The 25579-nt window shown below is 68.0% G+C and carries 25 protein-coding genes and 1 pseudogene; 16 read left to right on the forward strand and 10 right to left on the reverse strand.

Translation table 11 applies throughout. The annotated features are described in order from the left end of the window. Positions 1–15: 15 nt before the first annotated feature. The 3 genes from QFZ61_RS03935 to QFZ61_RS03945 are packed head-to-tail and all read right to left on the reverse strand — an operon-like array spanning position 16 to position 2601. Positions 16–1095: a 4-oxalomesaconate tautomerase gene (locus QFZ61_RS03935; RefSeq protein WP_307033504.1), complete on the reverse strand. Its 1080-nt coding sequence runs from the start codon at positions 1093–1095 to the stop codon at positions 16–18. Continuing rightward, on the reverse strand, positions 1082–1792 hold the full coding sequence (locus QFZ61_RS03940) for a 4-carboxy-4-hydroxy-2-oxoadipate aldolase/oxaloacetate decarboxylase (RefSeq protein WP_307033506.1): 711 nt from the start codon (positions 1790–1792) through the stop codon (positions 1082–1084). Before QFZ61_RS03940 ends, QFZ61_RS03935 begins: the two co-directional genes overlap by 14 nt. After that, a complete protein-coding gene (locus QFZ61_RS03945) occupies positions 1789–2601 on the reverse strand; it encodes a PIG-L deacetylase family protein (protein WP_307037988.1) in 813 nt (270 codons plus the stop codon). Before QFZ61_RS03945 ends, QFZ61_RS03940 begins: the two co-directional genes overlap by 4 nt. Before the next feature lie 101 nt (positions 2602–2702). On the opposite strand from QFZ61_RS03945, the gene QFZ61_RS03950 reads away from it, so the two are divergent. Continuing rightward, positions 2703–4115: an aminomethyl transferase family protein gene (locus tag QFZ61_RS03950; RefSeq protein WP_307033508.1), complete on the forward strand. Its 1413-nt coding sequence runs from the start codon at positions 2703–2705 to the stop codon at positions 4113–4115. 6 nt (positions 4116–4121) lie between these two features. On the opposite strand, the gene QFZ61_RS03955 is transcribed toward QFZ61_RS03950, so the two are convergent. Beyond that, a complete protein-coding gene (locus QFZ61_RS03955) occupies positions 4122–4820 on the reverse strand; it encodes a GntR family transcriptional regulator (protein WP_307033510.1) in 699 nt (232 codons plus the stop codon). A gap of 60 nt (positions 4821–4880) precedes the next feature. On the opposite strand from QFZ61_RS03955, the gene QFZ61_RS03960 reads away from it, so the two are divergent. Next, the gene (locus QFZ61_RS03960; RefSeq protein ID WP_307033512.1) at positions 4881–5693 is read left to right on the forward strand and encodes an NAD(P)-dependent oxidoreductase; all 813 of its coding nucleotides are present in this window, start codon (positions 4881–4883) and stop codon (positions 5691–5693) included. A gap of 48 nt (positions 5694–5741) precedes the next feature. Here the strand turns inward: QFZ61_RS03960 and QFZ61_RS03965 are convergent, their stop codons facing one another. The 3 genes from QFZ61_RS03965 to QFZ61_RS03975 all read right to left on the reverse strand — a co-directional run bounded on the left by QFZ61_RS03965 (position 5742) and on the right by QFZ61_RS03975 (position 8795). After that, on the reverse strand, positions 5742–6002 hold the full coding sequence (locus QFZ61_RS03965; RefSeq protein WP_307033514.1) for a hypothetical protein: 261 nt from the start codon (positions 6000–6002) through the stop codon (positions 5742–5744). A gap of 115 nt (positions 6003–6117) precedes the next feature. Then, positions 6118–7812, reverse strand: coding sequence for an alpha-amylase family protein (locus QFZ61_RS03970; RefSeq protein ID WP_307033516.1), 1695 nt, complete (start codon positions 7810–7812; stop codon positions 6118–6120). Beyond that, the gene (locus QFZ61_RS03975; protein ID WP_307033518.1) at positions 7809–8795 is read right to left on the reverse strand and encodes a TIGR03885 family FMN-dependent LLM class oxidoreductase; all 987 of its coding nucleotides are present in this window, start codon (positions 8793–8795) and stop codon (positions 7809–7811) included. Before QFZ61_RS03975 ends, QFZ61_RS03970 begins: the two co-directional genes overlap by 4 nt. Before the next feature lie 117 nt (positions 8796–8912). On the opposite strand from QFZ61_RS03975, the gene QFZ61_RS03980 reads away from it, so the two are divergent. Continuing rightward, positions 8913–9989 carry an ATP-dependent DNA ligase gene (locus tag QFZ61_RS03980; protein ID WP_307033520.1) on the forward strand — a complete coding sequence of 359 codons (1077 nt, stop codon included), beginning with the start codon at positions 8913–8915 and terminating at the stop codon, positions 9987–9989. A gap of 168 nt (positions 9990–10157) precedes the next feature. Here the strand turns inward: QFZ61_RS03980 and QFZ61_RS03985 are convergent. Beyond that, positions 10158–11478: pseudogene (locus QFZ61_RS03985) on the reverse strand (MFS transporter). A 372-nt stretch (positions 11479–11850) separates the two neighbouring features. Between QFZ61_RS03985 and QFZ61_RS03990 the strand changes: the two are divergent. From QFZ61_RS03990 to QFZ61_RS04045, 12 genes are all read left to right on the forward strand, one after another. After that, on the forward strand, positions 11851–12588 hold the full coding sequence (locus QFZ61_RS03990; RefSeq protein WP_307037990.1) for an IclR family transcriptional regulator: 738 nt from the start codon (positions 11851–11853) through the stop codon (positions 12586–12588). A gap of 123 nt (positions 12589–12711) precedes the next feature. Beyond that, a complete protein-coding gene (locus QFZ61_RS03995) occupies positions 12712–13593 on the forward strand; it encodes a shikimate dehydrogenase (protein WP_307033522.1) in 882 nt (293 codons plus the stop codon). Continuing rightward, positions 13593–15554 (forward strand): bifunctional sugar phosphate isomerase/epimerase/4-hydroxyphenylpyruvate dioxygenase family protein, encoded by a 1962-nt coding sequence (locus tag QFZ61_RS04000; protein WP_307033524.1) that lies wholly within the window; start codon positions 13593–13595, stop codon positions 15552–15554. Before QFZ61_RS03995 ends, QFZ61_RS04000 begins: the two co-directional genes overlap by 1 nt. Before the next feature lie 48 nt (positions 15555–15602). After that, positions 15603–16511 (forward strand): protocatechuate 3,4-dioxygenase subunit beta, encoded by a 909-nt coding sequence (gene pcaH / locus QFZ61_RS04005; protein ID WP_373427125.1) that lies wholly within the window; start codon positions 15603–15605, stop codon positions 16509–16511. Further along, positions 16504–17106 carry a protocatechuate 3,4-dioxygenase subunit alpha gene (pcaG, locus tag QFZ61_RS04010; RefSeq protein WP_307033525.1) on the forward strand — a complete coding sequence of 201 codons (603 nt, stop codon included), beginning with the start codon at positions 16504–16506 and terminating at the stop codon, positions 17104–17106. The genes pcaH and pcaG overlap by 8 nt, the downstream gene beginning before the upstream one ends. After that, positions 17103–18599 (forward strand): lyase family protein, encoded by a 1497-nt coding sequence (locus tag QFZ61_RS04015; RefSeq protein ID WP_307033527.1) that lies wholly within the window; start codon positions 17103–17105, stop codon positions 18597–18599. Before pcaG ends, QFZ61_RS04015 begins: the two co-directional genes overlap by 4 nt. Next, positions 18592–19410, forward strand: a complete 819-nt coding sequence (locus tag QFZ61_RS04020) for an alpha/beta fold hydrolase (RefSeq protein WP_307033529.1) — start codon at positions 18592–18594, stop codon at positions 19408–19410. Before QFZ61_RS04015 ends, QFZ61_RS04020 begins: the two co-directional genes overlap by 8 nt. After that, complete coding sequence (gene pcaC / locus QFZ61_RS04025; RefSeq protein WP_307033530.1) at positions 19407–19865, forward strand: 4-carboxymuconolactone decarboxylase; 459 nt, start codon at positions 19407–19409, stop codon at positions 19863–19865. Before QFZ61_RS04020 ends, pcaC begins: the two co-directional genes overlap by 4 nt. A gap of 23 nt (positions 19866–19888) precedes the next feature. Beyond that, positions 19889–21103, forward strand: coding sequence for a thiolase family protein (locus QFZ61_RS04030; protein ID WP_307033532.1), 1215 nt, complete (start codon positions 19889–19891; stop codon positions 21101–21103). 4 nt (positions 21104–21107) lie between these two features. Beyond that, positions 21108–21767 carry a 3-oxoacid CoA-transferase subunit A gene (locus QFZ61_RS04035; RefSeq protein WP_307033534.1) on the forward strand — a complete coding sequence of 220 codons (660 nt, stop codon included), beginning with the start codon at positions 21108–21110 and terminating at the stop codon, positions 21765–21767. Then, complete coding sequence (locus tag QFZ61_RS04040) at positions 21767–22435, forward strand: 3-oxoacid CoA-transferase subunit B (RefSeq protein WP_307033536.1); 669 nt, start codon at positions 21767–21769, stop codon at positions 22433–22435. Before QFZ61_RS04035 ends, QFZ61_RS04040 begins: the two co-directional genes overlap by 1 nt. A gap of 105 nt (positions 22436–22540) precedes the next feature. Next, positions 22541–23359 carry an IclR family transcriptional regulator C-terminal domain-containing protein gene (locus QFZ61_RS04045; protein ID WP_307033538.1) on the forward strand — a complete coding sequence of 273 codons (819 nt, stop codon included), beginning with the start codon at positions 22541–22543 and terminating at the stop codon, positions 23357–23359. Positions 23360–23380: 21 nt separating this feature from the next. On the opposite strand, the gene QFZ61_RS04050 is transcribed toward QFZ61_RS04045, so the two are convergent. After that, positions 23381–24007 (reverse strand): hypothetical protein, encoded by a 627-nt coding sequence (locus tag QFZ61_RS04050; protein WP_307033541.1) that lies wholly within the window; start codon positions 24005–24007, stop codon positions 23381–23383. Between the two features lie 108 nt (positions 24008–24115). Then, positions 24116–24349 carry a hypothetical protein gene (locus QFZ61_RS04055; RefSeq protein WP_307033543.1) on the reverse strand — a complete coding sequence of 78 codons (234 nt, stop codon included), beginning with the start codon at positions 24347–24349 and terminating at the stop codon, positions 24116–24118. Between the two features lie 204 nt (positions 24350–24553). On the opposite strand from QFZ61_RS04055, the gene QFZ61_RS04060 reads away from it, so the two are divergent. Further along, positions 24554–25576: a diacylglycerol kinase family protein gene (locus QFZ61_RS04060; protein ID WP_307033545.1), complete on the forward strand. Its 1023-nt coding sequence runs from the start codon at positions 24554–24556 to the stop codon at positions 25574–25576. Positions 25577–25579: the final 3 nt, after the last annotated feature.

A 25579-nucleotide genomic window follows, 5' to 3' on the forward strand; every position in this document is an offset into this window, starting at 1 on the left:
CTCTTGCGGTGGGTGTCAGAGCCGGGGGCGCGGGAAGACGCGCCCCTCGAAGATCTTCCGGGCCGTCCTGAGGGCTGCCGAGGAGGTGACGGCGAAGCCGCCGGCGGCCGGCTCAAGGCCCACCTCGACGTCGAAGGAGCCCGTGGGGTGTTCGATCCGGAACGGCGAGCTCGGCGCCGGCAACACCGCGAGGTCGTGGCCGACGGAACCGTCCGCCAGCACTCCCGCGGCCACCGTGAGGGCGCCGAGCACGCCGATGGAAGTGTGCACGCGCACCGGCAGGAAACTGCGGGTGCGCACGGCGCCGCCGGCCGCCGGAGCGGACAGCAGGACCAGTTTCGGCACGGTAGCGCCGCTGACGTCGCCCATCCCCATCAATTCGGCTGCGGCCAGGCGCAGGTCGTGGAGGCGGCCGGCCAGGCCGGCGTCGGCCTCGAGGTCACCGGGGGATTCATTGCCGGTCAGGCCGAGGTCGGCTGCCCGCAGCAACACGCTGGGCATGCCGTTGTCCACGCAGGTCAGGTCGATGTCCTGTACCCGGTCCAGCACGTTGCCGGTCGGAAACAGCGCCCCCGTCGACGAGCCTGCGGTGCCCTCGAAGTTGAGTTTGATCGCGCCTGCCGTGCCGGGAACCCCGTCGATCGGGAGGTCGCCGTCGTAGTCCACGTTGCCCCCCGGAGTGGCAAACTGCGCGGTGGCGATGCTGTCCGTGTTGACCATCCGGATACGCACCGCGGTGCGCTCGCCGCCGGCCCGGACCAGGCCCCGCTCGACGGCGAACGGCCCGACTCCGGCGAGGATGTTGCCGCAGTTCTGGCGGTCACTTACGGATGCCGCGTCGATGCCCACTTGCAGGAAGAGGTAGTCGACGTCGGCCAGGTTGTCGGGCGAGGGGGAGATGACGGCGACTTTGCTGGTGAGCGGGTGTGCCCCGCCCAGGCCGTCGATCTGCCGGGGATCGGGTGTGCCCATGATCCGCAGCAGCAGTCCGTCGCGTTCTTCCGGATCTTGGGGCAGGTCCGAGCCGAGAAAGTACGCGCCCTTGGAGGTGCCGCCGCGCATCAGCAGGCAGGGGATGCCGTCAACCGCTGCCATCGCCGGCCTCGTACTCCGCGGCGGTCAGGTACCGGACCCCAAGCCCGGCAAGCACGCCGCGGAGCCGGTTGCGGTCCAGGCTAAGCTCGCCGGTACGGTAGGCAGCCCTGGATTCCTCCTCGCGGGCAACCCGGGCGTCGGCGGCCTCGAGTGCCCCCCGGGCAGCGGGCCGCGGCACGCAGAGCACACCGTCGTCGTCGGCCACGATCACATCGCCGGGGCGCACGACGGCGCCGCCCACCGTTATCGGAACGTTGACCGACCCGGCCGTGGCTTTCACTGTGCCCTGGGCGTTGACCGCGGCGGACCAGACCGGAAAGCCCATTGCCCGCAGCTCGGCCACGTCGCGGACGCCGCCCGTTGTGACGAGTCCGCGGACCCCGCGGTGCTGCAGCGCGGTGGCGAACAGCTCACCGAACGAACCGTCCAGGGAGGGCGAGGTGGTGGTCACCACCAGGATGTCGCCCTCACGGCACTGTTCCACGGCGGCATGGATCATCAGATTGTCCCCCGGCCAGCACAGGACGGTGACGGCGGACCCGGCGATCCGGATACCGTTCTGGATGGGCCGCAGCGAGGCGCCGACCAGGCCGCTGCGGCCCATCGCCTCGTGCACGGTGGCCACGCCGTGCCCGCCAAGCGCGCCGATCACCGGGGTTTCGACCCGTGCGATGTCCGTGACCACGACGGGTTTCACTCGAGGACCTCGGTGACCTGGGGGTAGTAGCGCATGTAAGCCTCACCCTTGGTATCCACCGGCAGGCCAAGGTTGGGACCGGCGTTGCGTTTGACCTGCACGCCGCGGCGCACGGCGAGCGAGGTGTAGTAGTCCCACATGTGCTGCTGGGCGGGCAGGCACTTCATCGCCTGTTCCTTGGCGGGAAAGGCGGCAGTGATATCGAGCAGGACGTCGGGTTTGAAGTCGCATTGTTCGGGCTGGTGCGGCTCGAAGAAGAACACTGGCGGCGCGCCGAGCACCTCACCGGGCGCGTCGTAACCGATGGCCTGGGCCAGGATCCGGGCTTCGATCGCCAGCCGGGCGGCCGCCGGGTGGTCGCCGTTGTAGGGGTCAAGCAGGGGATGCGTCAACACCACGGTCGGCTGCACCCGCCGGTAGATGCGCACCAGCTGATCGAGCAGTTCACGGCTCGGCAGCAGCGGGTAATCCCCGGCGTCGAGGAATTCGACTTCCGCCCCCAGCGCCGTGGCGGCGGCTTCGGCCTCGGCGCGCCGGAGGGCCTTGATTTCGTCCAGGGACTTACCGGCCAGCCACTGGCTGGCGGACTCGCCGCGCTCGCCGTAGGAGAGGCAGACGACGACGGCGCGGTCACCCCGGGCGCGGTGGCGGCGGCAATCGCCCCGCCGGCCCGCCAGACGAAATCGCCGGCGTGCGCGCTGACGACGAGGACACTGCCTCCGTTGCCCATGTTCCTGGTCCCTCCCGGATCGCTTGCGCGTCTTTGTGCCAGCGAACCACGCTCTGGCATCCCGGTCAAGGCATCGAATACAATTTTGTTAGCAATCGGGATTTCACTCCTGCGACGGCATGCCCCGGCTCCGGTCGAAACCAGGGAGTTCAACCCGGTCCAACTGAAGGAGAACAGCTGATGGCTCAGAAGTCCCTGCAGGATGTGCTCGATGCGGCAGGTAACACTGTCGAACACTTGCGTAACTCCCAGCTAGGCACCTACATCTATCCGGTGGTTCCCGCGGAGTTCACCAACTGGCGGCGCGAGCAGCGTGCCTGGCGGGAGACCGCCGTGCTCTACGACCAGTCCCACCACATGGTGAACTTCTTTATGAAAGGACCGGATGCACTCAAACTCGTCTCGGACACCGGCATCAACAGCTTCGCGAACTTCCCGGTCAATACCGCCAAACAGTTCGTACCGACGGCCTCCAACGGCGGCGTAATCGGCGATGGCATCCTGTTCCACCAGGCCGAGAACGAGTTTGCCTACGTGGGACGGGCCCCTGCCGCGAACTGGCTGCAGTTCCATGCCGAAACCGGCGGCTACGACGTCGAATGCGTCTATGACGACCGGTCCCCCTCGCGTCCCTACGGCCAGGCGGTCCGACGCGAGTACTACCGCTTCCAGATCCAGGGCCCCAACGCCTGGCAGATCATTGAGAAACTCAACGGCGGCACCTTGGAGCAGGTGAAGTTCTTTCACATGGGAGAGCTGGGCATCGCCGGGGAACAGGTGCGCACCCTGCGGCACGGCATGGCAGGAGCTCCTGGCCTGGAAATCTGGGGACCGTACGAGCAGCACGGGAAGATCCGCGACGCCGTGCTCGAAGCCGGTGCCGAGTTCGGCATCGAACCCTGCGGGTCCCGCGCTTACTCCTCCAACACGCTTGAATCCGGCTGGATTCCCTCCCCGCTGCCGGCGATCTACAGCAGCGAGGCCGAGCGCGCCTACCGGGAGTGGCTGCCGGCCGCGAGCTACGAGGCAACCAACGCGCTCGCCGGTTCGTTCGTCTCACAGAACATTGAGGACTACTACCTGACGCCGTGGGAGCTCGGCTACGGTTCGTTCGTGAAGTTCGACCACGACTTCATCGGCCGCGACGCCCTTGAGCGGGTGGACGAGGCCTCCCAACGCAAGAAGGTCACGCTGGCGTGGAACGACGAGGACCTGGCAAGGATCTGGGCGTCTTTCCTGGACCGCGACACCCCCGGGTACCAGTTCTTCGACGTGCCAAACGCCAACTACGGCTCGTCGAACTACGACTCGGTGGTGGACGCCGACGGCGCAGCCGTCGGGCTCTCGCTCTTCACCGGTGTCACGGCCAATGAGCGCCGCGGGCTTTCACTGGCGACGGTGGATCCGAACGTGGAGGTCGGGACCGAGGTGCGGGTCATCTGGGGGGAGCCCGACGGCGGCTCGCGCAAGACCACCGTGGAGCCGCACGAGCAGATCAGCGTGCGCGCCGTCGTCAGTCCCGTGCCCTACGCTGTCACCGCGCGGACCGAGTACCACGGCGGGTGGCGCACGGCGGGAGCGCCGGCAAACTGACGCCGCTCAGGTGGCGAGGGGTGCTGCGGATTCCGCCGACGAGACGTCGCGGAGGGCCTCGATGACGCTGAGCAGGTGGCTGCGCACCGCCTGCTCGGCGGCGTCAGGATCCCGGGCGACAACGGCGTCGATGATGGCGGCGTGCTCCAGCACCGAGACCTTTGCCCGCTGCGGCCGGGACGACAACTTGAACTGGTGCCTGACGCTCTGGGCGTGCAGCCGCGCCAGAACCTCGGAGGCGGTGGAATGGTGGCTGAGCTCCCGGATCCGGTTGTCCAGGGACAGGTTCAGGCGCGAATATTCCACCAGGTCACCCTCCGCCACGGACTCCATCATCCGGGCCCGCAGGGTTTCCAGGGCGGCGGCGTCGTCATCCGAAAGAGTGGCGGCGGTCTTCGCGGCGCAGAGTCCCTCGACGCCGATCCGTACCTCCAGGATCTCGATTGCCTCGTCCACGGAAATCGATCTCACCCGGGAACCCCGGTTCGGCAGGCGTTCCACCAGCCCCTCGCCTGCGAGTTCGAGCAGCGCGGTGCGAACGGTGGCCCGGCTGGCGGAAAACGCAGCACTGAGGTCGGCCTCGATCAGGCGCTGGTTCGGAGCGTACTCACCCCGGATGATCGCGCCCCGGATGACGTCGGTGACCCGCGGGTCGGCGGCTGGCGCCCCGGCCTGCGCTGCTGGACTGCCAGCTGCTGACGACATGTGCACTCAACTCCCGGAGAAGACGGATCAAGGAAGGGGCCCCCGGTGCGGGACACCATTTTGTTTACAATCTTAGGAGCATCCGGGCCGGGCGTCCGCCAGCACGTCGCTGTGTTGGGTCTGGGGGAGGCCGGAAGCATTTATGCCGCGGACCTGGCCGGCTGCGGCGTGGCCGTGACGGCAGCCGACCCGGCGGTTCCTGCCCCGCCGGCCGGGGTCACGCTGGCCGCATGCATTCCGGAGGCGGTCCGCGGCGCGGGCCTGGTCCTGAGCCTGGTCGGGGGGAGGGCTGCGGAAGCTGTCCTTGCGGAAGCCCTGCCCGCGATGGAACCGGCAGCCATCTACGCAGACCTGAATACCGCCGGCCCCGACGACAAGCGGCGGTTCGCACAGCAGGCGCAGCAGCACGGCATCGCGTTCGCTGACGTCGCCATCCTGGCACCGGTTCCCCGGGCCCGGCTGAGAACGCCGCTGGTGCTCAGCGGAGGCGGCGCGGAGGGGTTGCTGCCCGTCCTGGCCGGCTGGGGGATCCCGGCGGCCAGCGTCGGCAACGAACCCGGGACGGCCGCCGGATTGAAACTGTTGCGCAGTGTCTTCATGAAGGGGCTTGCGGCCACGATCCTCGAGTCCGTTGCTGCCGCTCGGGCGGTGGGGGCAGAGGAGTGGCTTGTCGACCAGATCGCCTCGGAGCTGGGCCCGTCCGGCCACTCGCTGGTGGTGCGGATTCTGGAGGGCACGCCGGTCCACGCCGCGCGCCGGGAAGCTGAGATGTCCGCCGCGCGCGGGTTCCTGGAAACCCTTGGCGCGGCGCATCCGATCACGGACGCCACCATCGAGTGGCTGCATTCTCTCGCCCCGGGCAAACCATCCTGACGGCGCGGTCGGCCCTTCCATGGCTGCCGCCCTACGCTGGCTGCCGCCCTACGCTGGCTGCGGCGCCGAAGCTCGGGTCACCCGCCAGAGGGTGCACTCGTCGGCGTTAACCACCTTGCGAGCCCCCGTTTGCCGGTCCAGGATCCAGACGACGCCGATTCCGGGAGCCGTTTCCTGGACGCAGCCGCGGCGGATCACGACGTCGTCGTAGTTCGGTCCGACCCGCAACCGGGCCTCGATCTCATCCCCGCGGTGCAGCTGGTCGAGGGCGCGGACCCGGACTACCTGTGCTTTGGCTTCCTTCAACATGGCGGGCCTCCTGGAGCTGGAGCGTGGACCTGCGGGCACTTCCAGTGTCCGGCGCCGATGTTGCCGCCGCGTTTCCGGTCGGTAAGGAACGCGTTAGTTTACGGAGCGCAATCGTTCAGGGGCTGAGGCGGTCCTCCGGATGACGGATCCGGAACCAGCGGAAACCGTAGTGATCCAGCGCGAGTTCGAAACTACCGTCGTCGCCCAGCGGCACGTCTTCGCCGTCCAACAGGTCCTGCAAGACCGCGCCGGCGTAGGAGCGGTCCGGCTCGTCCGGCGAGGCCGCGTTGGCGCTGACCGAGACGGGGCCGGCCCCGAAATTGTGGGCGAGGACCAAGGCGGACCCGTCCCGGCTGCAGCGGTGCACCAGCACGCTGGCGGCAGGCTGGCTGATCAGCTCGAACCGGCCCCAGCCCAGTTCGGGGCTTTCGCGGTAGCGCTGGATGAGCACGGCAATGAAGTTCCACAAGGACTGCGGATCCCGTTTCGCCGCAACCGCGTTGATGTTCTTGGGGCCGAAGTAGCCGTCCACCACGCGGGCCACCAGCCGCTCCTCGGGCGCCGTCGAGAATCCGGCGTTGGCGGTGTCATTCCACTGCATCGGGGAGCGGACGGCGGAACGGCCCTCGGCCCGCAGGTCTTCACCCATCCCGAGCTCCTCGCCGTAGAAGAGCACGGGGGTGCCGGGCAGCGAGAACATCAGCGAATACACCATCCGGATCCGGGCGGGGTCGCCGTCGAGCATGGTCGGCAACCGGCGGCGTAGCCCGCGGCCGTACATCTGCATGTCAGGATCCGGGCCGAATGCCGCGAACACCTCCGCCCGTTCCGCCTCGCTGAGCTTGTCCAGCGTCAGCTCGTCATGGTTGCGGACAAATATCGCCCATTGGTTGTCGGGGTGGATTGCCGGCCGGGACTTGAGCGTCCTTGCCAGCGGCCGGGCGTCGCCGCGGGCCAGGGAAAGGTACATGTTCTGCATGGCGAGGAAGTCGAACTGCATGTTCAGCTCGTTCCCCGCCGCACCGCCAAAGTATTTGAGCTGTTCCTTGTAAGGCAGGTTGACCTCGCCGAGCAGGACGGCAGTGCCGTCCCTCCGGTCCAGGAAGCTCCGCAGGGCGGTCAGGTATTCGTGGGGATCGATCCGTGCGGCCTTGTCCTTCGGCTCGCCGAGCAGTTCGAGGAAGAACGGGACGGCATCGAGCCTGAAGCCGTCCAGCCCCAGTTGCAGCCAGAAGCCCATGGATTTGGCAATTTCGTCCCGGACCCGCGGGTTCATCACGTTCAGATCCGGCTGGTGCTTGGCGAACATGTGCAGGTACCACTCACCGGTGGTCTTTTCCTGGGTCCAGATCGACGTTTCCTCACCGGGGAACACCACCTGGGCGGAGGTGTCCGGCGGGGTGTCCTTCCGCCACACGTAATAGTCCCGGTAGGGGTTGTCCACCGATTTGCGGGCCTCCACGAACCAGGGGTGCTTGTCCGAGGTGTGGTTGATGACGAAGTCCGCGATCACCCGGATGCCGCGGTCGTGGGCGGTGCGGATGAACTCGACGACGTCGCCAAGGGTCCCGAGCCGGCGGTCCACGCCGTACATGTCGGTGACGTCATAGCCGTCATCGCGGTCCGGGGACGGGTAGAAGGGCATCAGCCAGATGCAGGTCACCCCGAGGGCTGCGAGGTAGTCCACCCGCTGGGTCAGGCCGGCGAAGTCTCCGATCCCGTCGCCGTCGTTGTCGAAAAAGGTCTCCGGGTCGAGGCAGTAGATGACGGCATTCTTCCACCAGAGGTCCGAGGTCTCGGCGATTCTCACGCGGGCACTCCCTGGGTCCGGCGGCCCGCCCGGAGTTGGGGAAGGACGTGTCCGGCGAAGGCATCGATGAAGGGGGCCTGGTGCTGGCCGACGAAATGCAGGTAAAGCTCGTCGAAGCCGAGGTCCAGGTAATCTGCAAGCCACTGGGCATGCTCCGCGGTGTCGGCCGAGATGTTGACGACCTTCCGCACCTGGTCGGGGCCGACGTCGGCGCTGACGCCGTCGAAGTGGGCGGCGCTGGCCAGGTCCCAGGGGATCGGCGGACTGAACACGTTGGTCCGCCACTGGTCGAGGGCGACAGCGAGGGCTTCCGCCCCGGTCGGGGCCCAGGAGAGGTGGACCTGCAGCACCGCCTTGCCGGCGCCGCCGGCGTCCCGGTAAGCGGACAGCATGTCCCGAAGCTTGGCCGCGGGCTGGTTCACGGTCACGAGGCCATCAGCCCAGGCCGCGGCACGGCGGGCAGTTTCAACACTGACGGCCGGAGCGATCAGCGGCGGTTTGACCTCCGGCACGTCCCACACCCTGGCTTGTTCCACCGTGACCAGTCCGTGGTGCGTGACCTCCTCGCCGGCATGCAGCCGGCGGATCACCTCCACGCACTCCTCAAGCCGGCGCTGCCGGGTTTCCTTGGAAGGCCACGGGTCGCCGGTGATGTGCTCATTCATGTTCTCGCCGCTTCCGGGCGCCATCCAGAAGCGTCCGGGAAACATGTCTGCCAGTGTTGCCGAGGCGTGCGCGATGATTGCCGGGTGATAGCGCTGTCCCGGGGCAGTCACCACACCGAACCGCAGGCCCGTGGTGGCCAGGGCCGCGCCGAGCCAGGACCAGGCGAAACCGGAGTGGCCCTGGCGGGCAGACCACGGTTCGATGTGATCCGAGCACATCGCGGCGTCGAATCCAGCCTGTTCCGCCAGTTGCACATCCTTGAGCAGCTGGCCGGGGTCGATTTGCTCGTGCGAGGCGTGGAACCCGATGGTAGCCATGGCTCATGTCTACCGGGCCGTTCGGGGGTCTGTCGAGGGAACTGTTCCGGCGGCCACCCCGCGCTGCGGGCGCGTGCGGGATCGACGCGGGCTGGCGGGCGCGTCAGAATGGGCCGTATGCGACTGCCTCTTATGCCCCCGATCGCGCCAATGCTGGCGAAGGCCGTACCCGCCCTGCCGGAAGGAGAGCTGAGCTTCGAGCCGAAGTGGGACGGATTCCGTTCCATCATCTTCCGCGACGGCGACGAGGTGGAGATCGGCAGCCGCAACGGTAAGCCGTTGACCCGGTACTTTCCCGAACTCGTTGAGTCCCTGAAACGGAACCTCCCGCCGCGCTGTGTGGTGGACGGGGAGATCATCCTGGTCGGGACCAGCGGGGACCGGCTCGACTTCGACGCGTTGCAGCAGCGGATCCACCCGGCCGCCAGCAGGGTCCGCCTGCTTGCCGGTCAGACCCCAGCCAGTTTCGTTGCCTTCGACCTGCTGGCCCTGGACGAGGCGGACCTTACCGGCAAGCCGTTTGAGGAACGCAGGGCAGCCCTTGGGCAGGCGCTCGCGGGAGCCTCCGCGCCGGTGTATGTCACCGCCGCGACCAGGGACCGCAACACGGCCGAACAGTGGTTCCGGCAGTTCGAGGGCGCTGGCCTGGACGGCATCGTCGCCAAAACCCTCAGTTCCCGCTACCAGCCGGACAAGCGGACCATGTTCAAAGTCAAACACCAGCGCACGGCCGACTGCGTGCTGGCCGGCTACCGGGTCCATACATCCGGATCGGACCGGATCGGTTCACTGCTGCTGGGGCTGTATGACGACGAGGGCGTGCTCGCCAGTGTCGGCGTCGTCGGCGCCTTTCCGATGCAGCGCCGGAAGGAGCTGTTTGAGGAACTCCAGCCGCTGGTCACCGACTTCGGGGACCACCCATGGGCCTGGGCCCGGCAGGAAGACGGCACCCGCACGCCCCGCAACGCCGAGGGCAGCCGCTGGAGCGGGGGCAAGGACCTCAGTTTCACGCCGCTGCGACCCGAGCGGGTGCTGGAGGTGAAGTACGACCACATGGAGGGGGAGCGGTTCCGGCACACCACCCAATTCGTCCGCTGGCGTCCCGACCGTGACCCGGAGTCCTGCACGTATGCCCAGCTGGAGGAGCCCGTCAGCTATGACCTCGCCGAGGTGCTGGGCGCCGACGGCAGCTAGGCCCCGGCCGTGGCCGGCGCTCCTGCCCGGTTACTCCGGCCGACACCGGCTGACACCGGCCCGACGCGCCGAAAAGCCCGGCGTGTTCCGTGGACACGCCGGGCTTTTCACCGAGCAACTGGGCAGTAACTGGGCAGGAGCGCCAGGCCGCGGGGGCGGGGCCGGGCGTCAGCGCAGTCCGAGCTCCCTGGTGGGGACCTTGAAGGTCTCCTTGGCTGTCATCGCCGAGACCGCGGCGATGACGCAGATGATTCCGGTGAAGATCGTGATCTGGACCCATCCGCCGGGCTTGATGCCGCCCATGGCCGCCACGATCGCCGGGGCGAAGCCGGCCATCAGGAAGCCGAGCTGGGTGCCGATCGCCAGACCGGAGAAGCGGACCTTGGTGCTGAACATCTCGGCGTAGAACGACGGCCAGACGGCGTTGGAGGCTGCGTAACCGAAGGAGAAGAAGCCGATGGCTGCCAGGAACATCAGTACAACGCTGCCGGACTCGAGGCTGAGCAGGAACACCGGGGTCAGGACCGCGCTGGACAGGGCGCCGTAGATGAAGACCGGCTTGCGCCCGATCCGGTCGGCCAGCTTGCCGAACAGCGGCTGGGTTCCGAGGGCCACGAGGTTGGCGCCGACGACGAGCCACAGCGTGACCGTGCCGTCCACGTTGGCGACGTTTTTGGCGTAGCTGATGGCGAGGGTGCCGAACACGGTGGACACGGCGGCGATGAAGGCGCAGGCCACCACGCGAAGGACGTCACGCCAGTGGTGCTTGAGCAGGTCCGCGACGGGGAGCTTGGAGATCTGGGCGCTCTTCTGAGCCTCTTCAAAGGCCGGCGGCTCGTGCAGCGTGCGGCGGATGAAGAAGGCAACGACCACGACGACGGCGCTGAGCCAGAACGGGATACGCCAGCCGATGCCGTACTTGATCTCGTCCGGCAGCGCCAGGAGCGGGGATGAACACGAGGGCGGCGAGGATCTGGCCGCCCTGGGTGCCGGTCAGGGTCCACGAGGTGAAGAAGGAGCGGCGATTGTCCGGTGCGTGCTCCAGGGTCATTGAGGACGCGCCGGCCTGCTCGCCGGCAGCGGAGAGGCCCTGGCAGAGCCGGGCGATGACGAGCAGTACCGGAGCCCACCAGCCGACGGTCTTGAAGTCCGGCAGGCAGCCGATCACGAAAGTGGAGGCGCCCATCAGCAGCAACGTAAACATCAGGACCTTCCGGCGGCCCACCCGGTCACCGAAGTGGCCGAGAATGATGGCGCCGACCGGGCGAGCCACGTAGGCGAAGCCGAAGGTCGCGAAGGACATGATGGCGGCGTTGGTGTCGGCGTCCGGGAAGAAGACCTTCGGGAAGATCAGGGCGGCGGCGGAACCGAAGATGAAGAAGTCGTAGTACTCGACGGCGCTGCCGAGGAAGCTGGCGAGTGCTGCTTTCTTGGGCGTCCCGGCCGGCGCGGCAGTGCCCGGCGTAGTAGACGGGAGTGTCTGGCTCATGGTGTTCCTTTGGTGTGACGACGTTGTCGCGAATGGATCGGGAGTCTCGCCGGCCGGTGGCTTCTTCGATGCGGCAGCCGGAGGACCCAGGAAAGACCCCGGACTTGTAGCCACATGGTGGGAGCTACTTGTGCGATGTAGCAAGCATGGCTGTGAGCGGCATCACCTGTCAAGAAAAATAATCACCATCTAGCAATAGCTCTCACCATGTGACAACATCGAGGCATGAGTGTGAACCAAGACACAGATTTGCCTCTCCTGACAGAGCCGCCGACGGAGAGCCCGCAGGGGACGCCGGTAGAGCCGGCCGAGGCCCGGCAGAAGTCCGGTGCGAAGCCGGGCCGGCAGGCGCGGGATGACTCCCGCACCGACATGGTCGGAAAGGCCCTGGGGCTGCTGGTCCTGCTCGGGGATGAGCCCCGCGGTGCCAGCGCCGCCGAGCTCTCACGCCGGGCGGACCTGCCCTTCAGCACTACCTACCGGCTGCTCGGATCACTGACCCGGGACGGCTTCGTTGACTACGAGCCGGACGGGCGCCGCTACCACCTTGGCCTCCGCGTTTTCCAGCTCGGCCAGCGCGTGTCCAATCACCACGGCTTCGCCGGAACTGCCCTTCCCATCCTGCGGCGGGTGACCGAGGAGACCGGGGAGGCAACCATCTTGTCCGTCCGCGACGGGAACCACCACCTCACGGTCAACAAGGTGGACGGGCCCCAAACCTTCCGCGTCACCTCCGATCCGGGGCATCTCGGCGCCCTGCACACCACCTCCGTGGGCAAGGCACTGGTTGCGTTCGCCGACGATGCCACCCGGCACCGGTTGCTCGACGAGCTCGAACTCGAACCGCTGACAGGGCTGTCCATCACGGACCGGGACGCCTTCCGGACCGAGATTGAGCTGGTCCGGAAGCGCGGCTACGCCACGATGGATGAGGAAAACGAGCTGGGCATGCGCGCCGTCGCCGTCCCGGTCTTCAACTCCCAGGGCCACGCCTTCGCCTCCCTGGCAACGGCGGTGCCGGTCTTTCGCATGGGCATGGATGCCCTCGTGGCGCTGGTGCCGCTGCTTCAAGCCGCCGCGGCCGAACTCTCGGCCCGGCTTCCCCAGTAACAAAAAGTTCGCAATAAGAACACCCGTGCAACATGTGAACATGTGCGGTACTGTAATCCCTATCACCCGGCCCGCCGCCTGCCACAGTGGCCAGCCGAGTGTCTTGTCAAAGGAGCTAGACGGATGAGCAATCGAGCAGAGTCCTTCCTCGTGGGCCTCGTAGGCGATGGCGTCACGCCGTCCCTCACGCCCGCCATGCACGAACGCGAAGGCGATGTGCAGGGCCTGCGGTACCTCTACCGCCCGATAGATCTCACCGAACTCGGCCTCCCGGGCAGGGCCGTGGGTGAACTCCTGACCGGCGCCCACAGGCTCGGCTTCAACGGCTTGAACATCACGCACCCCTGCAAGCAACTGGTGCTCGACCACCTCGACGAGATTTCCCCGGACGCCCGTCGCCTCGGGGCCGTCAACACGGTGACCATTAAGGACGGCCGCTTCGTCGGGCACAACACCGACTTTTCCGGCTTCGCCTCGGCCTTGGCCACCGGCCTCCCCGGGGCGAAGCTGGACCGCGTAGTGCAGCTTGGTGCCGGCGGCGCCGGGTCCGCCGTCGCTTACGCCCTGCTGACCGCAGGGGTTCGCCGGCTGGACCTGGTGGACACCGACGCGGCCCGCTGCGCCGCGCGCGCCGCCGAACTGGCCAGCTTCTTTCCGCACGCCAGGGTCACGGCGGGGACGGCGGCGGACCTCGTCGACCTGATGCCGCTCGCCGACGGCCTGGTGAACTGCACCCCGGTCGGCATGGCCGCCCACCCCGGCGTACCGCTCGATCTGTCGCTGCTGGAAGCCCGGCACTGGGTCGCAGACATCGTCTACCGGCCGATCGAGACGGAGCTGGTCCGCGAAGCCCGGGACCGCGGCTGCGACGTACTCGACGGCGGCCGGATGGCCGTGGGCCAGGCAGCCGACGCCTTCCGGATCTTCACCGGCCTCGAGGCCGACGCGGAGCGCATGCGCTCTCATTTCCTGGAGCTCGTCGCCGCCGAGGAGGTGGCCGCCTGATGCGCACCGGAATCGCCACCGTCTGCCTCTCCGGAACCCTCAAGGAAAAGATGCAGGCCTGCGCCATCGCCGGCTTTGACGGCATCGAAATCTTCGAGCAGGACCTTGTCACCTCTTCGCTCAGCCCCGAGGAGGTTCGTTTGATGGCGGCGGATCTGGGCCTCACCCTTGATCTATACCAGCCCTTCCGCGACTTCGACAGCGTTTCCGAGGAGCTGCTGGCCGCCAATCTGCGCCGCGCCGAGGCCAAGTTCCGGCTGATGGCGCGGCTGGGCATGGACACCATTTTGGTTTGCTCGAACGTGGCCACCGCCAGCGTCGACGACGACGGGCTCCGCGCCGCCCAGCTTTCCCGGTTGGCCTCGCTGGCCGGGGAACACGGGGTAAAGGTCGCCTATGAGGCCCTGGCCTGGGGCAGATACGTCAACGACTATGAGCATGCCCACCGTCTGGTGGAGCTGGTGGACCACCCCAACCTCGGCACCTGCCTGGATTCCTTCCACATCCTGTCCCGCGACTGGGACACCGCCCCGATTGAGCGGTTCAACCCGGACAAGATCTTCTTCGTCCAGGTGGCGGACGCCCCGAAGCTGTCCATGGACGTGCTGTCCTGGAGCCGCCACTACCGCGTTTTCCCCGGCGAAGGGCAGTTCGAGCTGGCAAAGTTCATGGGCCACGTCGTCCGTGCCGGCTACTCCGGGCCGGTCTCGCTGGAGGTCTTCAACGATGTCTTCCGCCAGTCCGACGTCGAACGCACCGCCGTCGACGCCATGCGCTCACTCATCTGGCTCGAGGAACAAAGCGCGAAGTGGCTGGACGCCAACCCGTCAGCGGCTGAGCGGCCCGGCGGCGCCGGGGGTACCGGACGACGCCGCCATCCCATGGAACTGGCCACGCTGCCGCGGGTCGCGGAACCTGCCGGATTCAATTTCGCCGAGGTGCGGGCCGCCGATACCGGAGCGCTGGAGACCTTGCTCGCGCAGCTGGGCTTCGGCTTCAACGGCCGGCACCGGACCAAGAATGTGCAATTGTGGAGCATGGGCCACGCACGCGTGATCATCAACGAGGAAGCCCCCGCTGCCGCGGAAACGTCGATCGCCGCTGTCGGCTTCGACGTCGATGCACCCGTGATCGCCGCCGCCCGGGCCCAGCAGCTCAAGGCCCCGGCGGTCCCGCGGAAGAACCAGGCAAATGAGGAAGTGTTCCAGGGCTTTGCCGCCCCCGACGCCACCGAAATCTTCCTGTGCCAGGGCAACCCCGACGGGACGGCGGCCTGGGTTAACGAATTCGGCCCGCCGGGTACGCCGGATAGTTCGCTCGCAACCGGAGGCGCTGCGGGCCCGAACGCCGGCGCTCCGGCAGTGATCGACCACGTCAACCTCGCCCAACCCTGGCAGCATTTCGACGAAGCCGTGCTCTTCTACACCAGCGCCCTGGCCCTGGAGCCGCAGCCCTACGCCGAGGTGGCCAGCCCCAGCGGGCTGGTGCGCTCCCAGGTGATGACGACCCGCGACCGCGGCGTCCGGCTGGTGCTGAACCTCGCCCCGTTGCTCATGCAGGAGGCCGGCACGGAGACTCCGGGCGGCCCGCCCCTGGCCGGAAGCCCGCGCCGAACCTACCAGGAACACATCGCCTTCGCGGTGGGCGACCTGGTGTCGACAGCCCGGGACGCCCGCGCTCGCGGCCTGGAGTTCCTGCGCATCCCGGCGAACTATTACGAGGACCTCGACGCCCGGTTCGACCTCGACCCGGCCTTCCTTGCCACCCTGCGCGAGTTGAACCTGCTCTATGACCGCGACGCCGACGGCGAGTTCCTGCACTTTTACACCGCCACCGTGGGCAGCGTGTTCTTCGAAGTGGTCGAACGCCGCGGCGCCTACGACGGTTACGGCGCCCCCAATGCGCCCGTCCGGCACGCTGTCCAGTACGACCACCTGCACCAGCTCAAACTCACCGCCTGACCGCACCGGCCAGGACTGTTCCATCCAACACAACGAAAGGAGGCTGCTGTGCCTGAAGATATCAACCGCGAAATTTTCAACGCGGACCCGCTTACCGAGGACGTGTCCGACACACCGACCGAGGCCCCGTTGAAGGCCGCTGCGAAACCCGTTCCGGCGCTGGACACTGCCGGGGAATCGCAGCAGATCCTCAGCGACGAGATCAAGGCGCTCGGCGAGGCCTACGCGCAGGCCCGCCAGACCGGCGCGCCGGCGGAAACCCAGCCGCGGCTGGACTACCCGCCGTACCGCAGCAGCATCCTGCGTCACCCGACCAAGAGCCTGCAGCACGCCGATCCGGAGACCATCGAGCTGTACTCGCCGGCCTTCGGGCACATGGACGTGCACGCGCTGGAATCCGATCTCACCATCCAGCACAACGGCGAACCGATGGGCGAACGGATCATCGTCTCCGGACGGGTGCTTGACGGCGATGGCCGTCCGGTGGCGGGCCAGCTGGTGGAGATCTGGCAGGCGAACTCCTCCGGCCGGTACATCCACAAGCGGGACCAGCACCCTGCTCCGCTGGACCCGAACTTCACCGGCGTCGGCCGCTGCATCACCGGGGCGGACGGCTCCTACAGCTTCATCACCATCAAGCCCGGCGCGTACCCGTGGAAAAACCACCTCAACGCCTGGCGCCCGGCGCACATCCACTTTTCCCTGTTCGGCCAGGAATTCACCCAGCGGATCGTCACGCAGATGTACTTCCCCGGCGACCCGCTGTTCGCCCTGGACCCCATTTACCAGTCGATCGTGGATCAGGACGCGCGCGACCGGCTGGTCGCCACCTACAACCACGACCAGACCAAGCCGGAATGGGCGCTGGCCTACAACTGGGACATTGTCCTGACGGGCTCCAAGCGGACCTGGACTGAAAACGAAGCCCTCGGCGCGGAAGGTGACGACCATGAGTAAATTGACCCCCACCCCCGGCCAGACGGTCGGGCCCTTCTACGGCTACGCGCTGCCCTACGCCAAGGACCGGGAACTGCTGCCGCCGGGCACGCCCGGATCCATCCGCCTGCAGGGCACGGTGTACGACGGCGCCGGCCACCCCGTGCCGGATGCCATTCTCGAGATCTGGCAGGCCGACGGTGAGGGCCAGATCCCGCAGCACACCGGCTCGCTGGTGCGCGACGGTTATACCTTCACCGGGTTCGGCCGCAGCGCCGTCGGCAACACCGGCGTGTTCACCTTCACCACGGTGAACCCCGGACCCGTGGCGCCCGGGGCAGCGCCGTTCATATCTGTCGTCGTCTTCGCCCGAGGCCTGATGAACCGTCTCTTCACCCGCATCTACCTGCCCGAAAACGAGGAGGCGCTGGCGGCGGACCCGCTGCTGGCATCGCTGCCGCCGGAACGCCGCCAGACCCTCATCGCCCGGCGCGACCCCGACGGCGGCCTCAGCTGGGACGTCCGGCTGCAGGGCGAAGGCGAGACCGTGTTCCTCGACTTCGATGGCAATGGTGCAGGCGCTGAGGACGCTGGCCGCGGGGGCACCGCAAAGTGACGACCCCGCAGTCCGGCGGCAGTGACCTCGGCCAGGATGGCGACGTCGGTCTGCTCAGCCCCGTGTCGGCGTCGCCGAAAGTGGCGGCCCTGACCGGGGACCGGGCAGTGCTCGCCGCCATCTTGCGGGTCGAAGCCGGCTGGGCGCAGGTCCTCGAAGACGCCTCCCTGGCCCCGGCCGGATCCGCCGCCGTCGTGGCCGACGCCGCCGACGTCGGCCGCTACGACCTGGCCGGAATCGCGGTGCGCGCCCAGGGCGGGGCCAACCCGGTGATCCCGCTGCTCGCAGACCTCCGGGACCAAGTCAGGTCCCTCGACACCGCGGGCGTCGGCGCGGCGAAGGCCGTGCACACCTCGCTGACCAGCCAGGACGTGCTCGACTCCGCCCTGATGCTGCTGGCTGCCGGCGCCGTCCGGGAATTGCTCGCCGAGGTCCGCCGCGCGACGTCGGCCTTGGCCGCGCTTGTGGAAGGGCACCAGGACACGCTGTGCGTGGGCCGCAGCCTCACGCAGCACTCTCTACCGTTCAGCTTCGGGCTCAAAGCAGCGCAGTGGTTCTCCGGGCTCGCCGCGGCCGCGCACCGGCTGGAGTCCCTGGAATTTCCCGTGCAGACCGGGGGAGCTGCCGGCACGATGGCGGCCGGCACCGTACTGACCGCGGACTCGGGGCTGTCGCCTTTCGACCTGTCGGACCGGCTGGCGGCGCGGCTGGAACTTGCGCCGGTGCCGGCGCCATGGCACACCAACCGGCTTGCGGTCACCGCACTCGGTGACGCCCTGGCCGCCGTGACGGACGCGGCCGGCAAAATCGCCGCCGACGTGCTCTTCCTGGCCCGTCCCGAGGTGGCGGAACTCGCCGAACCCCGGGCTGCGGGCCGGGGCGGCTCCTCGGCCATGCCGCAGAAACAGAATCCGGTGCTGTCCGTGCTGGTGCGCAGCACCGCATTGCAGGCTCCTGCCCTGGCTGCCCAACTGCACCTCGCGGCGGCGACCTTCAATGACGAACGCGCCGACGGGGCCTGGCACAGCGAGTGGCCCGCACTGCGCTCCCTGCTCCGCCTGAGCCTGGGCGCCGCCGGACAGCTCCGCGAGCTCGCCGAAGGCCTGCAGGTTTTCCCGACGGCGATGCGCCGGAACCTCGACCTCTCCGGCCCGCTGCTGCTCTCCGAGGCGGTAAGCGCTGCCGTGGGGCCCCTGCTTGGCGCTGACGGCCGGCGCCGCCTGCAGGACGTGGTGGACCAGACCCTGGCAGTGCCTGCAGCCGAACAGCCCGGCACGTACCGAAAACTGCTCCGGGCAGCAGTTCCGGCCGAGATGCTCTCCGATGAACGGATCGAGGAGCTGCTGGACCCGGCCAACTATTTGGGCCAGGCAGCCGAGATCTCCCGCCGCATTCTTGCAGCCTGGCCGGACTTCGCGCTGTCCCCGGCTCAACCGACCCAAGAGTCCGAACCGGACAACCCGACCAAAGAGAACGGAGCCACCCGTGGCTAGACCTACCGTCAAGGCCGTCCTGCTCTCGCCCGTGCGGGAGCTCGGCGACAAACCCCTCCTGGTCGTCGGCCCGTCGCTGGGCACGTCCACGCTGCTCTGGAGCCAGGCCGGTGCCCTGCTGGGGGACGGCGCCGACGTCGTCGCCTGGGATCTGCCCGGCCACGGTGTCTCGCCGGCCGCGGCGGAGAGCTTCACGGTCGCGGAACTGGCCGACGCCGTCGTCGAACTGGTCGATTCGATTGCCCCCGGCGCGCGGTTCCATTACGCGGGCGTCTCGCTGGGCGGCGCGGTCGGCCTGCAGCTGGGCATCAAACACGGTGAACGGCTCAAGAGCCTGTCAGTGCAGTGCAGCGGTGCGAAGATCGGCACCCCCGAGGGCTGGCTGGAGCGGGCCGAGACCGTCCGCAACCAGGGCACCCCGGTGATGATTGAGGGCTCGGCCCAGCGCTGGTTCGCGCCCGGTTTCATGGAGCACGAGCCCGAGCGCAGCAGCCGGCTGCTGCACACCTTGCGCGACGCCGACCGATTCAGCTACGCCTACTGCTGTGAGGCCCTCGCCGGCTTCGACGTGCGCAGCGAACTCGGCAGTATCCGGGTCCCCATCCAGGCCCTGGCCGGCGCCGAGGACACCGTGGCGCCGCCGTCGTTGGCCAAGGAGATTGCGGACGGCATCAGCGCCGGCGGCGGAACCGCCAACGCGGCCACCCTGGCCGGGGTGGCCCATCTGGCGCCCTTCGAGGCACCCGGCCATGTGGCCGAACTGCTGCGCGGCCTGATCGGCTGGGCCGAAGCCAGCGGAGCCGGCAAATGACCGGGGCGGAACGGCAGGGCCTGGAACGGCACGGAGCAGTCCAGCCGGAGGCCACCAGCCGGGAGATCTACGACGGCGGCATGAAGGTCCGCCGCGAGGTCCTTGGTGCCGCCCACGTGGACCGGGCGAATGCCAACAAGGATTCCTTTACCGAAGACTTCCAGGACATGATCACCCGGATCGCCTGGGGCGGGATCTGGACCCGGCCCGGGCTCAGCCGGCAGATGCGGTCGGCCGTGACCATCACCGCGATGGTGGCACACGGCCACTGGGACGAGCTGGCCATGCACATCCGTGCCGCCCTCACCAACGGTCTGAGCCGGGACGAGATTAAGGAAATCCTGCTGCAGACCGCCATCTATTGCGGGGTCCCCTCGGCCAACACCGCCTTCAAAACCGCGCAGCAGGTGTTCCGCGAGCTGGACACCCCAGGCGCGGCGGCCCCACCCAACTAGCTCGCCATCCAAAGGGACAAATTATGACTGAGGCTTTTGTGTACGACGCCGTGCGGACCCCGTTCGGCAGGTTCGGCGGCGGACTCGCCGGGGTCCGACCGGACGACCTCGCCGCACACGTGATCAGCGAGGCGGTGAAGCGTGCCCCCGGGCTCGACGTCGAGCGCATCGACGAGGTGGTGTTCGGCAACGCCAACGGTGCAGGCGAAGAAAACCGCAACGTCGCCCGGATGGGTACCTTGCTCGCGGGCCTGCCGGTCTCCATTCCGGGGACCACGGTCAACCGGCTGTGCGGATCCTCTCTGGACGCGGCAATCATCGCGTCGCGTCAGATCAACACCGGCGACGCGGAGCTGATGCTGGTCGGCGGGGTTGAATCGATGTCCCGGGCGCCGTGGGTGCTGCCCAAGACTGAGAAGCCGTACCCGGCCGGGAACATGACCCTGGTCTCCACGACGCTGGGCTGGCGCCTGGTGAACAAGGCCATGCGTCCGGACTGGACCGTGTCCCTGGGCGAGGCCACCGAACGGTTGGCCGAAAAGTACCAGGTGGGCCGCCGGCAGCAGGACGAGTTTGCAGCCAACTCTCACAACCTCGCAGCGGCAGCCTGGGATGAGGGCTTCTATGACCGGCTCGTCACCGCAGTTCCGGGCACGGACCTGGTTCGGGACGAAGGCATCCGGCCCGGGTCCACGCCGGAGAAACTCGCCGCCCTGAAGACCGTGTTCCGCAAAGAGCCGGAGGGCGCCGAGGTCGGCGGTACCGTCACCGCCGGCAACGCTTCGCCGCTCTCGGACGGCGCATCCGCGGCGTGGCTGGGCAGCGAAGCAGCCGCCGGGATCCTCGGTCTGGACCCGCTGGCCCGGATCGCCGGGCGCGGTGCGCACGCCAACGACCCGCAGTACTTCGGTTTCGCCCCGGTGGAGGCGGCGAACAAGGCCCTCGCCAAGGCCGGCATCGGCTGGGATCAGGTGGGCGCCGTCGAGCTTAACGAAGCGTTCGCCGCGCAGTCATTGGCCTGCATCAACGCCTGGGGTATTGACCCGGCCATCGTCAACCGGCACGGCGGTGCCATTGCGATGGGACACCCGCTGGGCGCGTCGGGCGGCCGTATCCTCGGTACCCTCGCCCGCTCGCTGCAGGCCTCCGGGCAGCGCTGGGGCGTCGCCGCTATCTGCATCGGCGTCGGCCAGGGCCTGGCTGTCGTCCTCGAAAACGTGACCGCCGGAAAGGCCTAAGGGAATGCTCAGCTTTCTAGACACCGTCGGCGAGGCCGTCGCCTCGATCCAGGACGGTTCAACCGTCATGATCGGCGGCTTCGGCAACGCGGGCCAACCGTTCGAACTCATCGACGCGCTGCTGGACTGCGGCGCCACGGACCTCACCGTGGTCAACAACAACGCCGGCCAGGGCGACCAGGGCCTGGCGCTGCTGATCAAGGAGGGCAGGGTGAAGAAAATGATCTGTTCCTTCCCGCGGCAATCCGACTCCTGGCATTTCGACGCGAAATTCCGCGCCGGCGAGATCGAGCTGGAGCTGGTCCCGCAGGGCAACCTGGCCGAACGGATCCGGGCCGCGGGCGCAGGGATCGGCGGGTTCTTCACCCCCACCGGGTACGGCACCATGCTGGCTGAGGGCAAGGAAACCCGCTTCCTGGACGGCAAATGGCAGGTGTTCGAAACGCCCCTCCACGCCGACGTCGCACTGATCAAGGCGCTGAGGGCCGACGGCAAGGGCAACCTCGTCTACCGCAAAACTGCGCGGAACTTCGGCCCGATCATGGCCGCCGCGGCAAAGCACACGATCGCGCAGGTCGCCGAGCTTGTCCCTACCGGCGGCCTGGACCCGGAGAACGTCGTAACCCCCGGAATCTACGTCAACAGCATCGTGAAGGTGGCCTGATGAGCATCGAGACAAGCCTCCAGACGTCAGCGACACCCCTGGGCCGTGATGACCTCGCCCGCCTGGTCGCCCGGGACATCCAGCCCGGATCCTTCGTCAACCTCGGCATCGGCCAGCCCACCCTGGTCTCCAACTACCTCAAACCCGAGCAGAACATCACCCTGCACACCGAGAACGGCATGCTCGGCATGGGCCCGGAAGCCACCGGGGACCAGATCGACGGCGACCTCATCAACGCCGGCAAGATTCCCGTGACCGAACTGCCCGGAGCGTCCTACTTCCACCACGCCGACTCCTTCGCGATCATGCGCGGCGGCCACCTGGACATCTGCGTGCTGGGGGCCTTCCAGGTCTCCGCGACCGGGGACCTCGCCAACTGGCACACGGGCGCGCCGGACGCGATACCCGCCGTCGGCGGCGCGATGGACCTGGCGACAGGGGCCAAGGACGTCTTCGTGATGATGACGCTGCTGACCCGTGAAGGTGCGTCCAAGCTGGTTGAGGCGTGCAGCTACCCGCTGACCGGAATCGGCTGCGTCACGCGCGTCTACACGGATAAGGCCGTCTTCCTCACCGGGCCCGACGGCGTCCGGGTACGCGAGACCTTCGGCTGCACCTTCGAGGAGCTGCGCGGCCTCGTGCCGGTGCCGCTCGAGCCCGCACCCTGACCCGCCAGAGCGCGAACGTACACTTGGGGCCCGGCCGGAGCGCCGTTTCGGGGCCTGAAGTGTCCGTTCGCGCGGATAAAGTGATGCGTGATCGAAAGGCGTGACATGACCGAGACAGCACAAGGCAACCAGGCCGGTGACGGGCCCGCGGCCAGCGACCAGTATGTGCAGTCATTGGCGAGGGGACTGGCGGTGATCCGGTCCTTTGACTCGGAACATCCGCTGATGACGCTGACCGAGGTGGCGGCGCGGACAGAGCTGACCCGGGCCACGGCGCGGCGTTTCCTGCACACCCTGGTGGAGCTGGGCTACGTCCGCACCGATGGCAAGGCTTTCGCACTGACCGCCAAGGTGCTGCAGCTCGGCTACGCCTACCTGTCCGGGCTGTCGCTGCCGCAATTCGCCCAGCCGCATCTGGAGGAGCTCTCACTGAAGCTGGGGGAGTCGACGTCGGCCGCGGTGCTGGAGGGGACGGACATCGCCTACGTCGCCAGGGTCGCAACGCGCCGGATCATGACGGTCGGGATCACCGTCGGCACCCGCTTCCCCGCATACGCCACGTCGATGGGCCGGGTCCTGCTGGCCGCTCTTCCGCCCGCACAGCTGCAGCAGTACCTGGCTGCCGCGGAGATCCGCCCCCTGACCCCCCGGGCCATCGGCACCCAAGAAGAGCTGCTGGCGGAACTGGACAAGGTGCGGGCGCAGGGCTGGTGCCTGCTGAACCAGGAACTGGAGCTCGGACTAATGTCGCTCGCCGCACCCGTCTATGACGGGCCGGACAAGGTGGTGGCGGCCATCAACGTCTCACTGCAGGCTCAGTCAGTCGCGGCGCAGCCGGATCCGGAGGCGTTCCTGGATTCCGTGCGCCAGGCGGCCGTCGCCACCGCGAAGCTTATTTCCGCGGACCTTTCCGCTGGCCGCTGACTGCTTTAGCACGGCCGGCGGCTAGGTGCGGCGGGACTGGGCGAACAGCTGCCGCAGCGTGAAGAAACAGCCCAGACCGCTGAAGATCAGCGCCATGACGAACTCTTTGAGGAGCCCCTGGACGAGCTCCGGATTGTTGCCCAGGTTGTACACCAGCATGTTCCATGCTTCCGGCTCGAACAGCAGGGCCAGCGGCGAGGCCGCAAAGTACTCCGCCACATCCAGCCAGATGGTGCCGAGAAAACCGAGCAACACGGTCACCACCGTCACCGCGACCACCACCCACGCCCCGCGCCGCGTCATGGTGCCGCCCCTGCCCGCGGTGCTGCCGGCCAGATAAAGACGGGCGGCCCCGGCAGCCGATACGAGCGCCACGATTGATGCCATCCACCCCAGCTCCCAGAGGATCAACCACAGTCCGACGCCGACCGGTACCACGGCGAGGGCAAAAACCGTGCCGCGCACCGCGTTGTCCAGGTTCTCCGTGGTGGCTCGGGGAAGGGGCAACGCCGGCAGTTGGGCCTGTCGGTGCTCCGAGGAATCAGGCCAAGGCGCACCCTCCGGCCAGCGCTGGCCGTATTGCGGCTCGGCGTGTCCGGAGACGTCTGGTTCATTCCTGGCGTCAAATTCTGCGCGCTCGGTCATCATTCCCCCAAATGAGATGAGTCTGCCGGCCAACCGGCCGGCAATTCGCGCTCAGTCTGGCACACCCCGGGGAAAAGGGATGGTTTTAGCCGGACTGTTTCATCTGCGGCGTCAGTGCCCCGATGGCTCCTGGGTCGACAGCGCGATCATTACCCCGGACTCGTGGTCGCTGATCCGCAGGTGCAGCGGCCGGTCCACGAGGCTGGCGTGCATGTCCTCGCTGTCCTCGGGGGCCAGTTGCTCCGCGAGCCGGGTGAGCGCCAGGGCCATGGCCCGTCCCCAGTCGTGCGGGTCCCGGCTTGATGCTTCAGCCTCTGCCGAGTAATTCTCTTCTGGTCCGGTCATGTGCCCGCCTTCCGCGTCCAAAACGCGGCCGCCCCGGCGAATCCGGAGAGGCGTCCGGCCGGGCCGGCACGCTTCAGTCCTTGAACATGCCAGTGTAGTGACCGCCGGGACAATGCGTCCACGTTTGGCCGCTGCTCCGCGAGTTGCCGTGCACAGCTAAGATTTCCTTGCGGGGCCCTTCCCGCCACTCGCCCGAAGGACGACATGCCCCAGACCAGTCCCGCCGCCCCGACCAGTCCCGCCGCGCCGGCCAAGCCCGACGGGCAGGCGCCGGCCGCCCAGACCAGCCCCGCAGAGGACACCCCCGCCCAGCTCAAGCGCGCCGCCGTCGTTGTTAACCCGATGAAATCCTCCGGCGAGGATTTCAAGGCGGCGTTCTTCCGGCTGTGCGAGACCCAAGGCTGGGCGGAACCGCTGTGGCTGGAAACCACAGCCGAGGACACCGGCCTGGGCCAGACGCGTGAAGCGCTCGAGGCCGGGGCCGACGTCGTCATCGCCGCCGGCGGCGACGGAACCGTCCGCTGCGTGGCGGAGATCCTCGCGGGCACCGGCACGCCGATGGGCCTGGTGCCGATGGGCACCGGCAACCTGCTGGCCCGCAACATGAACGTCGAGATCAGCGACCCGGTTGCCGCCAGCTACGACATCCTGAACGGCTCGGACGTCAAGTTGGACGTGGTCAGGGCGACGCTGGACCACAGCGAGGACGAGCAACTCTTCCTGGTCATGGCAGGTCTCGGCTACGACGCGGCCATCATGGCCAACACCGTCGATGAACTCAAAGACCGCGTGGGATGGCTGGCGTATGTGGAGGCCGGCATCCGGCACCTGCCCGGCAAGCCGGTTCGGGCGAAGATCAGCGTCGACGGCGGGCATCCGGTCCGGCGTCGGATCCGCAGCGTAATGGTCGGCAACTGCGGCAAAATCACCGGCGGCGTGGAGGTGTTCCCCGACGCCCGGCTCGATGATGACATCCTCGACGTCCTCATCCTGGCCCCGCAGGGCAAGCTGGGCTGGTTCGGTGTGCTGGCGGGGATGTTCGGGCGCAAAAAGGGCAAGACCAAGTCGGTCGAGTACTTCGCCGGAAAGACCGCGGAAATCAGTCTCGAACACGCCCTGGAATTCCAGCTCGACGGTGACCACATCGGCAAGGCCAAACATCTCAAGGTCGCCGTGGAACACGGGGCGCTGACCATCCGGATGACGAAGCCGGCCAAGCTCACGTAGCGG

Source organism: Arthrobacter sp. B3I4, from assembly GCF_030816855.1.
GTDB lineage: Bacteria > Actinomycetota > Actinomycetes > Actinomycetales > Micrococcaceae > Arthrobacter.